The sequence below is a fragment of the Streptomyces sp. NPDC048353 genome (genome assembly GCF_055587165.1).
The window spans coordinates 216,806-228,466 of the sequence record NZ_JBVJGU010000007.1 but is presented as its reverse complement, the minus strand read 5'-3'; the positions used below and the strand labels follow the sequence as shown (position 1 = coordinate 228,466).

11 protein-coding genes are annotated in these 11,661 nt (G+C 73.1%); 10 read left to right on the top strand and 1 reads right to left on the bottom strand.

The window, feature by feature from the left end:
- Nucleotides 1-115 precede the first annotated feature (115 nt).
- Nucleotides 116-859, top strand: a complete 744-nt coding sequence (locus ACZ6RC_RS25200) for an SseB family protein (RefSeq protein ID WP_469587150.1) — start codon at nucleotides 116-118, stop codon at nucleotides 857-859.
- Nucleotides 860-984: 125 nt separating this feature from the next.
- Here ACZ6RC_RS25200 and ACZ6RC_RS25195 read toward each other — a convergent pair whose 3' ends face one another.
- Nucleotides 985-1,353, bottom strand: coding sequence for a DUF1844 domain-containing protein (locus ACZ6RC_RS25195; RefSeq protein WP_365719564.1), 369 nt, complete (start codon nucleotides 1,351-1,353; stop codon nucleotides 985-987).
- A 309-nt stretch (nucleotides 1,354-1,662) separates the two neighbouring features.
- On the opposite strand from ACZ6RC_RS25195, the gene infC reads away from it, so the two are divergent.
- The 9 genes from infC (at nucleotide 1,663) to ACZ6RC_RS25150 (ending at nucleotide 11,612) form a co-directional block, all read left to right on the top strand.
- Nucleotides 1,663-2,394 (top strand): translation initiation factor IF-3, encoded by a 732-nt coding sequence (gene infC / locus ACZ6RC_RS25190; RefSeq protein ID WP_391144854.1) that lies wholly within the window; start codon nucleotides 1,663-1,665, stop codon nucleotides 2,392-2,394.
- A gap of 123 nt (nucleotides 2,395-2,517) precedes the next feature.
- Complete coding sequence (rpmI, locus tag ACZ6RC_RS25185; RefSeq protein ID WP_019884943.1) at nucleotides 2,518-2,712, top strand: 50S ribosomal protein L35; 195 nt, start codon at nucleotides 2,518-2,520, stop codon at nucleotides 2,710-2,712.
- A 105-nt stretch (nucleotides 2,713-2,817) separates the two neighbouring features.
- On the top strand, nucleotides 2,818-3,204 hold the full coding sequence (gene rplT / locus ACZ6RC_RS25180; protein ID WP_125652405.1) for a 50S ribosomal protein L20: 387 nt from the start codon (nucleotides 2,818-2,820) through the stop codon (nucleotides 3,202-3,204).
- Nucleotides 3,205-3,380: 176 nt separating this feature from the next.
- Nucleotides 3,381-4,220 carry a TrmH family RNA methyltransferase gene (locus ACZ6RC_RS25175; RefSeq protein ID WP_391144856.1) on the top strand — a complete coding sequence of 280 codons (840 nt, stop codon included), beginning with the start codon at nucleotides 3,381-3,383 and terminating at the stop codon, nucleotides 4,218-4,220.
- Between the two features lie 82 nt (nucleotides 4,221-4,302).
- Nucleotides 4,303-5,427: a sensor histidine kinase gene (locus ACZ6RC_RS25170; RefSeq protein WP_469587144.1), complete on the top strand. Its 1,125-nt coding sequence runs from the start codon at nucleotides 4,303-4,305 to the stop codon at nucleotides 5,425-5,427.
- 135 nt (nucleotides 5,428-5,562) lie between these two features.
- Entirely contained in the window at nucleotides 5,563-6,690 is a 1,128-nt protein-coding gene (pheS, locus tag ACZ6RC_RS25165; protein WP_391144861.1) for a phenylalanine--tRNA ligase subunit alpha, read from the top strand.
- A complete protein-coding gene (pheT, locus tag ACZ6RC_RS25160) occupies nucleotides 6,690-9,203 on the top strand; it encodes a phenylalanine--tRNA ligase subunit beta (RefSeq protein ID WP_391144864.1) in 2,514 nt (837 codons plus the stop codon). The genes pheS and pheT overlap by 1 nt, the downstream gene beginning before the upstream one ends.
- Before the next feature lie 486 nt (nucleotides 9,204-9,689).
- Nucleotides 9,690-11,030 (top strand): transcriptional regulator, encoded by a 1,341-nt coding sequence (locus ACZ6RC_RS25155; protein ID WP_469587139.1) that lies wholly within the window; start codon nucleotides 9,690-9,692, stop codon nucleotides 11,028-11,030.
- A 51-nt stretch (nucleotides 11,031-11,081) separates the two neighbouring features.
- Nucleotides 11,082-11,612, top strand: a complete 531-nt coding sequence (locus ACZ6RC_RS25150) for an NUDIX hydrolase (protein ID WP_469587136.1) — start codon at nucleotides 11,082-11,084, stop codon at nucleotides 11,610-11,612.
- The last annotated feature ends 49 nt before the right edge of the window (nucleotides 11,613-11,661 follow it).

Below are 11,661 nucleotides of genomic sequence, written 5' to 3'. Positions count from 1 at the left end.
GACCGCAGGCGCTCCCGGGCCCGACCGCCCCGCCCGGCTCGCGGACCGGACCGGCAGGCGCTCCCGTTCCCCGGCCGGGGAACGACCCCCCGACCGCGGCGGCTAGGCTCGTCGCGTGGCGCTCAAGAACATCCCTGACCCCGGTTTCTCCGACGACGACGGCACCGCCGACCCGCGGCTCTCGCAGGCCCTGGCCGCCTGGGCGGCGGACAGAACCGCGCACGGCCCCGTCCTGGAGGCGCTCCGGGACGCGCGCCTGCTCGTGCCCGTCGTGGCCGTCCTCGGCGAGGTCGAGGAGGACCCCGAGACGGGTCTGCGCCGCGAGAAGACCAGCGACATGGCCGTGCCGACGCTGACCGCGGGTGACCGGCGCGCGCTCCCCGCCTTCACCTCCCTCGCCGCGCTCGCCCTCTGGGACCCGGCCGCCCGCCCCGTCGCCGTCCCCCTCCACCAGGCGCTCCAGGCCCTCGCCCACGAGAAGGCGGACACCCTCGTCCTGGACCTGGCGGGGCCCGTGCCGTACCAGGTGACCGGCCCGGCCCTGCTCGCCCTCGCGGAAGGCCGCCGGAGCGCGGACCCGCTGGACGACCCGGCGGTACGGGAGGCGGTGCGCGCCGCCGTCGCCGCCGAGCCCGCCGTCCTGCGCGCCCACCTCGGCCCCGGCAGCGCCGACGGCACCCTCGCCCTCGTCCTGGCGCCGGACGCGGCCCCGGCGGAAGCCGCCCAGCGGGTCGCCCGGCTGCTCGCCGCCGACGAGACGCTCAGAGCCCGCCTCGTACGCGGCCTCGACCTGGCGCTCCTGCCCGCCACGGCCACGCCGCCCGGCGAGCCCTTCTACGTCAGCGCCCACGCGGACTGAGCGCGCGGACGACGGAGGGGCGGGCGCCGGCCGGAACCGGCGCCCGCCCCTCGGCGTGGCTTTCCGCCGCACAGTGGCGGAGCGGTGCGGCCCGCCACCGGCGGGCCCTGGATCGAGCGGTGGACTCAGCCGTACACCGGACCGGTGTACTTCTCGCCCGGGCCCTGGCCCGGCTCGTCCGGGACGAAAGAGGCCTCGCGGAAGGCGAGCTGCAGGGACTTCAGACCGTCCCGCAGCGGCGCCGCGTGGAACGAGCTGATCTCCGTCGCGCCGGCGTCCAGCAGACCCGCCAGCGCGTGGATCAGCTTGCGGGCCTCGTCGAGGTCCTTGTGCTCCTCGCCCTCCTCGGTGAGCCCGAGCTTCACCGCGGCGGCGCTCATCAGGTTGACGGCGACCGTCACGATCACCTCGACGGCCGGGACCTCCGCGATGTCGCGGGTCATGGCGTCGAAGTCGGGGGAGTCCGCGGACTCGGTGTGGGGCGTTTCGCTCATGCCCCACACGATAAGCCGCGGCGGGCGGGGGAGCGGTCCCGGTCCTCCGTTAGCAAACCGCCCCGGTCGGTGCTAACCTTGTGTAACGACCGGCCGGACACGTGTGTGCCCGGCCCACAAGTGGAGGCTCCGACTTCCCACCTGGCCGCCCTCGCGGGCGGCGGGTCACCGGTCAGGTGGCGCCCATCGTTCCGTACGGACGATGGAGCCGCCCGATGTGCGCCCCGCGGTTGACCGCGGCGGTGCTCCGGTATTTTCGCGGAGCCCCGCCTGTGTCCCGTCCGGGGCGTTTTTCACGTTCCGGCGCGGTTGGTCTCACAGAAACAGACATGCGCGTCCGTCCGCCAGGCGGTCGCGTGGTGCTACCGAGGAGGATCCATCAGCGCCGAGCCCCGCATCAACGACAGGATTCGCGTTCCCGAGGTGCGACTTGTCGGACCCAGCGGCGAGCAGGTCGGGATTGTTCCGCTTGCCAAGGCCCTGGAGCTCGCACAGGAGTACGACCTCGACCTGGTCGAGGTCGCGGCGACCGCCCGTCCGCCCGTGTGCAAGCTCATGGACTACGGGAAGTTCAAGTACGAGTCGGCCATGAAGGCCCGTGAGGCGCGCAAGAACCAGGCGCACACGGTCATCAAGGAGATGAAGCTCCGGCCGAAGATCGACCCGCACGACTACGACACCAAAAAGGGTCACGTCGTCCGGTTCCTCAAGCAGGGCGACAAGGTCAAGATCACGATCATGTTCCGTGGTCGTGAGCAGTCCCGCCCGGAGCTTGGCTTCCGTCTGCTGCAGCGACTGGCTTCGGACGTCGAGGAGCTTGGCTTCATCGAGTCCAACCCGAAGCAGGACGGCCGGAACATGATCATGGTTCTCGGCCCCCACAAGAAGAAGACCGAGGCCATGGCCGAGGCGCGCGAGGCTCAGGCCGCGCGCAAGGCGGAGCGTCAGGGCGTTTCGTCCGACGAGTCCGCCGAGGCTCCGGCCGAGGAGACCGTGGTCGAGGCTTCCGCCGAGGCCCCGGCCGAGAACCCCGAGGCGTGACCCGAGGGGCTGCCCGCCAGGCAGCCCCGGGCTTCGCCCGGAACCACCACACCAAGAATTGACGCTCCCGGTCGTCCGGTGCCCGCACCGGGGGGAGCGCCACTGACGAGGAGATACGGCGCGATGCCGAAGAACAAGACGCACTCCGGTGCCAAGAAGCGCTTCAAGATCACCGGCTCCGGCAAGGTGCTGCGCGAGCGCGCCGGCAAGCGCCACCTGCTCGAGCACAAGTCGTCCAAGCTGACGCGCCGCCTCACCGGCAACGCCGAGATGGCCCCGGGCGACGCGGCCAAGATCAAGAAGATGCTGGGCATCTGACTGATCTCCGGCTCCCGGTGACCGGGAGCCACCGGCCCAGTCCGGGCCCCATTCGTTTCCGGGTCGTGTGAGTCCAACCACGGCCCCGCTACAAGGAGTTAACAAGTGGCACGCGTCAAGCGGGCAGTCAACGCCCACAAGAAGCGCCGGGCGATCCTCGAGGCGGCCTCCGGCTACCGCGGTCAGCGTTCGCGCCTGTACCGCAAGGCCAAGGAGCAGGTCACCCACTCGCTGGTCTACAACTACAACGACCGCAAGAAGCGCAAGGGCGACTTCCGTCAGCTGTGGATCCAGCGCATCAACGCCGCTGCCCGCCAGAACGGCATGACGTACAACCGCCTCATCCAGGGTCTGAAGGCCGCCAACATCGAGGTGGACCGCAAGATCCTCGCCGAGCTGGCCGTCAACGACGCCAACGCGTTCGCCGCGCTGGTCGAGGTCGCGCAGAAGGCTCTGCCGGCCGACGTCAACGCCCCGAAGGCCGCCGCCTGATCTTCCAGGCCGCAGTACTTCCGCCCGGACCCGCAGGCCCCGCGCCTGCGGGTCCGGCGCGTTCCGGGAGCGCCGGGCCCGCCCGGGCCCGCTGAGCCCGCGTCCCGGACCGCCGCCGGCCGCCGCACCCCGCCTCGCACCCCTCTCGTACGGACGAAAAGAGAGCCGCCGACCCCATGGGCACCCCCGAGCTGATCTCCCCGCGTTCGCCGCGCGTCGTCGCCGCCCGGCGGCTCGCCAAGCGCAACTTCCGGGGCAAGGACCGCCTCTTCATCGCCGAGGGCCCGCAGGCCGTCCGCGAGGCCGTCGAACACCGCGGCGGCGCGGGCGAGCCCACCCTCGTCGAGCTCTTCACCACCGTCGAGGCCGCCGAGCGGTACGCCGGCATCGTCGACGCGGCCCGCGAGGCCGGAGCCCGCGTCCACCACGCCTCCGACGCGGTCCTCGCCGAGGTCTCCCAGACCGTCACCCCCCAGGGCCTGGTCGGCGTCTGCCGCTTCCTCGACTCGCCGTTCGAGGAGATCCTGGCCGCCAGGCCCAAACTGGTCGCCGTCCTCGCCCACGTCCGCGACCCCGGGAACGCCGGCACCGTCCTGCGCTGCGCTGACGCCGCCGGAGCCGACGCGGTCGTCCTCACCGACGCCTCCGTCGACCTCTACAACCCCAAGTCCGTCCGCGCCTCCGTCGGCTCCCTCTTCCACCTCCCGGTCGCCGTCGGCGTCCCGGTCGAGCAGGCCGTCGCCGGTCTGAAGAGCGCGGGCGTCCGCATCCTGGCCGCCGACGGGGCCGGTGAGGACGACCTCGACGACGAACTGGACGCCGGCACCATGGGCGGGCCCACCGCCTGGATCTTCGGCAACGAGGCCTGGGGTCTGCCCGAGGAGACCCGCGCCCTCGCCGACGCCGTCGTCCGCGTCCCGATCCACGGCAAGGCCGAGAGCCTCAACCTCGCGACCGCCGCCGCGGTGTGCCTGTACGCCTCCGCACGGGCCCAGCGCCCCCGCACCACCGCCTGAGGGGGTCCACTCCGTCACCTCCACCTAGTAGGGTGACGGGCTCGGGGGGCCCACTGCGCAACACGGAGGGGTGGGGACGGGGATGACGGTCGGCACGGACAGGTCCACAGACGGGCGGGGCTCCGAGCCGCGTGCCTCCGAGCACGGCGCCCGGACCTGCGTCGACCCCGACGATCTGCCCGACGGTCTCGTCGTCGCCGACGCCACCGGCCGCGTCGTCTGCTTCAACGCCGCCGCGGCCCGCCTCACCTCCGTCCCCCGTGACGAGGCCATCGGCGCCCCCCTGGAGCAGGTCCTGCCCCTGGAGGACCTCAAGGGCCGCCGCTGGTGGACCCTCACCGACCCGTACGGCGGACTCGCCACCCGCCGCGGCCAGCCCGAGCGCAACCTGCTCCTCCCCGGCGGCCGCGAGATCCTCGTCTCCGCCCGCTACGTCCGCGAGCACCCCACCGGGCCCGTGCGCCGTGTCGTCGTCTCGCTGCGCGGCACCGAGGCCCGGCGGCGTACCGAACGCAGCCACGCCGAGCTGATCGCCACGGTCGCCCACGAGCTGCGCTCGCCCCTGACCTCCGTCAAGGGCTTCACGGCGACCCTGCTCGCCAAGTGGGAGCGGTTCACCGACGACCAGAAGCGGCTCATGCTGGAGACCGTCGACGCCGACGCCAACCGCGTCACCCGGCTCATCGCCGAACTCCTCGACATCTCCCGGATCGACTCCGGCCGCCTGGAGGTCCGCCGCCAGCCCGTCGACATCGCCGCCGCCGTCGGCCGCCACATCCAGGCCCTCACCGCCGGCGGCCAGTCGCCCGACCGCTTCTTCGTCCGCGTACGGCCGCAGCTGCCCGACCTGTGGGCCGACCCCGACAAGGTCGACCAGGTCCTCGGCAACCTCCTCGAAAATGCGGTGCGCCACGGCGAGGGAACCGTCACCATCGAGGTGGCACCCACCCGCGCCACCACCGACGGAGAGAAGGGAACGGCGGTCACCGTGAGCGACGAAGGCCCCGGCATCCCCGAAGAGTCGATGGGACGCGTCTTCACCCGCTTCTGGCGGGGGAGCAAGCGCGGGGGCACCGGCCTGGGCCTCTACATCGTCAAGGGCATCGTCGAGGCCCACGGCGGCACCATCACCGTCGGGCGCGGCCCCCGGGGCGGCGCCGAGTTCCGATTTATCCTGCCCGTGGGTGCCCCGGCCTATCTCGCCTGACGAGATCATCGGCCGCCCGGCCCGCCCACGGGCTCATCCGCGTCCTCGCACCCCGTTAGACTCGACCTTTGGCACGTTTGCGCCCTTGTCGTCGAGCGGGGCCGCCCAGCCAGCCAAACGGAAGCACGGGAAGAGATGTCCGCACCCAATAAGTCGTACGACCCGGTCGAGGTCGAGGCCTTGAAACCGGAAGAGATCGAGCGCATGCGGGACGAGGCGCTCGCCGCCTTCGCCGCCGCGGGTGACCTCGACGCGCTCGCACACGCGAAGACCGCGCACACCGGTGGCACCTCGCCGCTCGCGCTGGCCAACCGTGAGATCGGCGCCCTGCCGCCGCAGGCCAAGGCCGCGGCCGGCAAGCTCGTGGGCCAGGCCCGCGGCGTCGTCTCCAAGGCCCTCGCCGCCCGCCAGGCGGAGCTCGAGGCCGAGCGCGACGCCCGCGTCCTCGTCGAGGAGGCCGTCGACGTCACCCTGCCGTACGACCGCACCCCGGCCGGCGCCCGCCACCCCCTGACCACGCTCATGGAGCGGGTCGCCGACGTCTTCGTCTCCATGGGGTACGAGGTCGCCGAAGGCCCCGAGGCCGAGGCGGAGTGGTTCAACTTCGACGCCCTCAACTTCGTGCCGGACCACCCGGCGCGCCAGATGCAGGACACCTTCTTCGTCCAGGGCCCCGAGGGGACCACCGGCGACGAGTCCGGTGTCGTGCTGCGCACCCACACCTCCCCGGTGCAGGCCCGCACGCTCATCGACCGGGAGCCCCCGGTCTACGTCGTCTGCCCCGGCCGGGTCTACCGCACCGACGAGCTGGACGCCACGCACACCCCGGTCTTCCACCAGATCGAGCTGCTCGCCGTCGACGAGGGCCTGACCATGGCCGACCTCAAGGGCACCCTCGACCACATGGTCCAGGCGCTCTTCGGGCCCGACATGAAGACCCGGCTCCGCCCGAACTTCTTCCCGTTCACCGAGCCGTCCGCCGAGATGGACATGCTCTGCTACGTCTGCCGCGGCGAGTCCGTCGGCAACGCCGACCGGCCCTGCCGCACCTGCGGCAGCGAGGGCTGGATCGAGCTGGGCGGCTGCGGGATGGTCAACCCCAAGGTGCTCGTCGCCTGCGGTGTCGACCCGGAGAAGTACAGCGGCTTCGCCTTCGGGTTCGGAATCGAGCGGATGCTGATGTTCCGCCACAACGTCGATGACATGCGAGACATGGTCGAGGGTGACGTCCGGTTCACCCGGCCGTTCGGGATGGAGATCTGATGCGGGTCCCGCTTTCTTGGCTGCGGGAGTACGTCGACCTGCCGGCGACGGAGACCGGACGTGACGTCCAGGCCAAGCTCATCTCGGCAGGACTCGAGGTCGAGACCGTCGAGCGGCTCGGCGACGGACTGACCGGCCCGCTGGTGGTCGGCAAGGTCCTCACCATCGAGGAGCTGACGGAGTTCAAGAAGCCCATCCGCTTCTGCACCGTCGACGTCGGCCAGGCCAACGGAACCGGCGAGCCGCAGGAGATCATCTGCGGCGCCCGGAACTTCGCCGAGGGCGACAAGGTCGTCGTGGCCCTGCCCGGCGCCGTGCTCCCCGGTGACTTCCGGATCGCCGAGCGCAAGACGTACGGTCGGGTCTCCCGCGGCATGATCTGCTCCGGCGACGAGCTGGGCATGGGCGACGACGGCACCCACGGCATCATCGTGCTGCCGCCGGAGCACGAGATCGGCATCGACGCCACCGTCCTCCTGGAGCTGTACGACGAGGTCCTCGACATCGCCGTCACGCCCGACCGCGGCTACTGCCTCTCGATGCGCGGCGTCGCCCGCGAGGCCGCCATCGCCTACGGCCTGCCGCTGCGCGACCCGGCGCTCCTCGACGTGCCCGCGCCGAACTCGTACGGCTACCCCGTGCAGATCGCCGACCCGATCGGCTGCGACCGCTTCACCGCGCGCACCGTCGTCGGCCTGGAGCCGGAGGCGCGTACGCCGATCTGGATGCAGCGTCGTCTGCAGAAGGCGGGCATGCGTCCGATCTCGCTCGCCGTCGACATCACCAACTACGTGATGCTCGAGCTCGGCCAGCCCCTGCACGCCTACGACCGCACCCGGCTCGACGGGCCCATCGGGGTCCGCCGCGCCGAGCACGGCGAGAAGATCACCACCCTCGACGGCGCCGTGCGCGTCCTCGACGGCGCCGACCTGGTCATCACCGACAGCCGCGGGCCGATCGGCATCGCGGGCGTCATGGGCGGCGCCGACACCGAGATCGCCGACCACGCGGACGAGGCGGGCGCCACCACCGAGGTCGTCATCGAGGCCGCGCACTTCGACCCGATCTCCATCGCCCGCACGGCCCGCCGCCACAAGCTGGCCTCCGAGGCGTCCAAGCGCTTCGAGCGCGGCGTCGACCCGCAGGCGGCGGCCGCCGCCGCGCAGCGGACCGTCGACCTGCTCGTGCTCCTCGCGGGCGGCACCGCCGAGGCCGGCGTCACGGAGATCCTGGCACCGTCCGCGCCCCGCACGGTCACCATGCCGGCGGACCACCCGGACCGGGTGGCGGGCGTGGGCTACGGCCGCGAGACCGTCGTCCGCCGCCTCCAGGAGATCGGCTGCGACGTCTACGGCCAGGACGAGCTGGTCGTCACCGTCCCGACGTGGCGCCCCGACCTGAACGAGCCGAACGACCTCGCCGAAGAGGTCATCCGCCTGGAGGGGTACGAGAACCTGCCCTCCACGCTGCCCAAGCCGCCGGCCGGCCGCGGGCTCACCGAGCGCCAGCGCACCCACCGCCGGGTGGGCCGCGCCCTGGCCGGCGCCGGCTACGTCGAGGCGCTGAACTACCCCTTCATCGGGGAGCAGGCCCTCGACCACCTCGGTCTCGACGCGGACGACGCCCGTCGCCGCCTCGTGAAGCTGGTGAACCCGATCTCGGACGAGGAGCCCGCGCTCCGCACGACCCTGCTCCCGGGTCTGCTCGCCGCGCTCCGCCGGAACGACAGCCGGGGCAGCCACGACCTGGCGCTCTTCGAGACCGGTACGGTCTTCCGCCCCGAGGGTGAGCCCGGCGTCGCCGTCCGGCTGCCCGTCGACCGCCGCCCCACCGAGGAGGAGATCGCCGAGGTCAACGCCGCGTTGCCCGCGCAGCCGCGCCGCGCCGCCGTCGTCCTCACCGGCGCGCGCGAGCAGGCCGGCTGGTGGGGCAAGGGCCGTCCGTCCGACTGGGCCGACGCGGTCGAGGCCGGCCGGACCGTGGCCGCCGAGGCGGGGGTCGAGCTGATCATCAGCGCCGACCGGCACGCCCCGTGGCACCCGGGCCGCTGCGCCGCGTTCCACGTCGAGGTGGACGGCGAGAAGGTCCTCGTCGGCCACGCCGGCGAGCTCCACCCGCGCGTGGTGAAGGCGTTCGGTCTGCCGGCGCGCAGCTGCGCGATGGAGATCGACCTGGACCTGCTGGAGCGGGCGTCCGAGGGCCCGCTGAAGGCCCCCCGGATCTCCTCCTTCCCGGTCGCCACCCAGGACGTCGCCCTGGTCGTTGACACCGCCGTCCCGGCCGCCACGGTCGAGACCGCGCTGCGCGAGGGCGCCGGTGAACTCCTGGAGGCCATCCGCCTGTTCGACGTCTACACCGGCGACCAGCTCGGCGAGGGCCGCAAGTCCCTGGCGTACGCCCTGAAGTTCCGCGCCACGGACCGCACCCTCACCGTCGAGGAGGCCACCGCCGCCCGCGACGCGGCGGTCTCCCTCGCCGCCGAACGCACGGGCGCCACCCTGCGCGGCGCCTGACGGCGAACCACCCCCGGAGGGGGCCGCCCTGGTGCACCACGCACCGGGGCGGCCCCCTCCGGCGTGCGCGGAGCGCCCTGCTCCGGCGCACCCGCGGCCGACTCGTCGACGACATGGTCCTGTCGGTCGTCCGCGACGACCGTGCCCGGGTGCCGGCGCAGCCCGCCGAACCCGGGCTGCGCCGTACCCGGCCCGCGCCCTCCTCCCACCGGTGAGCACCCGGCGGGAGGAGGGTTCGGTGGGCCGGCGCCACCCGCCCCGCCACGGAGTGTCGGGCAGATCGGCGGGGCGGGCGGCGCGGGCGGGCCGCCGCACTTGCCAGAGGGGGAGTCGGCGGCCCGGTCGCCTTGCGGCGAGACGATCAGTCAACCGGTCCGGGACGTACGGCGGCAGAGTACGCGGACGGGAGAAACGGGCACTTCATTCACACCCCGTGCGAAACCGCCCTCCACTAATCTGAGCGCCACTGAGCCACCGGAGGGGCCCATGCTGCCCAACACCCTGCTCGACGCCGTCCTGGACGAGGCGGGCATGTCCCACGCCGGCCTGGCCGCCCAGGTGAACCGGGCGGGCCGCGCCCGGGGTCTGGCCCTGCGCTACGAACACACCGCCGTCGCCCGGTGGTTGAAGGGCCAGCGGCCGCGCGGGCAGGTGCCCGACCTGATCTGCGAGGTGCTGGCGGTCCGGCTGCGCCGCGCGGTCACCCTCGACGACATCGGACTCGGTGTGCCCGGCGCCGCCGCCCCGTCCCACGGCTCGCCGCTCTCGGGCTTCGTGGAGCGGGCCGCCGCCCTGTGGCGCTCCGACGAACAGCAGCGGACGCATCTGCTCGGGGCGCCGGCCGTCACCGGTACGCCAGCGGTGATGCCGGTGTGGGAGTGGGAGAACCCGCCGGAGGACGCCGACGTCTCCCGCGACGGGCCGACACGCGTCTCGATGGCCGACATCACGATGCTCCGCGCGGCCCGCGCGCACTACGAGCAGATGTACCGCAAGGCGGGCGGTGTCGCGACCCGCGTGCGGATCGTCGGCTTCCTCAACTCCGCGACCGCGCCGCTGCTGCGCGGTGCGTACAGCGACGGTCTCGGCCGGGAGCTGCACCGGGCGACGGGTGGGCTGGTGGCGGTGGCCGGGATCTGCGCGTACGACTCCGACGCGCTCGGGCTCGCCCAGCGCTATTTCCATCAGGCGCTGCGGCTGGCGAAGGCGAGCGGCGACCGGGGGCTCGGCGCCTATGTGGTCGCGCTGCTCGTCAACCAGTCGCTGTTCATGGGGGAGTACCGGCAGGCGGTGGCGTTCGCCGAGGCGGCGCTGCGGTCGGCCGGACGCCGGATCACTCCGGCGCTGGCCGCCGATCTCTCCGCGATGCAGGCGAAGGCGTACGCCCATCTCGGCGACGGGGCGGCGGCGTTGGCGTGCATACGGCGGGCGGAGGCGGAGGCGGAGCGGATCTGTCCGGTGCACGAGCCGGCCGAGACCGGCTATGTCCAGCCCGGGCTCGTCAATGTGCAGGTCGCCGAGGCGCTGCTCAGTCTGGGTGATCTCCCGGCGGCGCGGGAGCACGCGCAGGCGGCGGTGGGGACTCCCGCCCACGACCGGGGGAGGGTGCACCGGCTGGCGATGCTGTGCCAGATCGAGTTGCGCCAGGGGGAGGCCGACCAGGCGGCGCGGACGGCGCGGGAGATGACGGAGGGGGCGCGGGGGATGGAGTCCCAGCGGCTGCGCGACCGGCTGCGGCTGGTGCGGGAGCACCTCCTCGCGAGCGACGGCGCGGACGCGCGGGAGGCGGCGGAACTCATCGATGGGGCCCTACGCGTTCCGCTGTGAGGTCCCGCCTGCTGCCATATTGCCACCGACCAATCGGAAGGTGGCAGAAACGTGCAGTGGACGAAACTAAGCGAACAATCGGTGTATGAGAACCGCTGGTTCCGGGTGAACCTCGCGGACGTCGAACTCCCGGACGGCCGCCGCCTCGACCACTATCTGATCCGGCTCCGGCCGGTCGCCGTCGCGACCGCCGTCAACGAGGCCAACGAGGTACTGATGCTCTGGCGCCACCGCTTCATCACCGACAGCTGGGGCTGGGAGCTGGCCGCCGGTGTCGTCGAGGACGGCGAGGACCCCGAGGCCGCCGCCGCCCGCGAGATGGAGGAGGAGACGGGCTGGCGCCCCGGCCCCCTGCGCCATCTGCTCACGGTGGAGCCGTCCAACGGCCTCACCGACGCCCGGCACCACCTCTACTGGGCCGAGCACGCCACGTACATCGGCCCGCCCGAGGACGACTTCGAGTCCTCGCGCCGTGCGTGGATACCGCTCAAGCTCGTCCCCGACATGATCGCCAGGGGCGAGGTCCCGGCCGCCAACATGGCCGCCGGGCTGCTGATGCTGCACCACCTGCGCCTCGGCTGACCGCCCGCGCGCGGGTCCCGGGGCCCGCGCGCTGGGGCCGTCAGCCCGG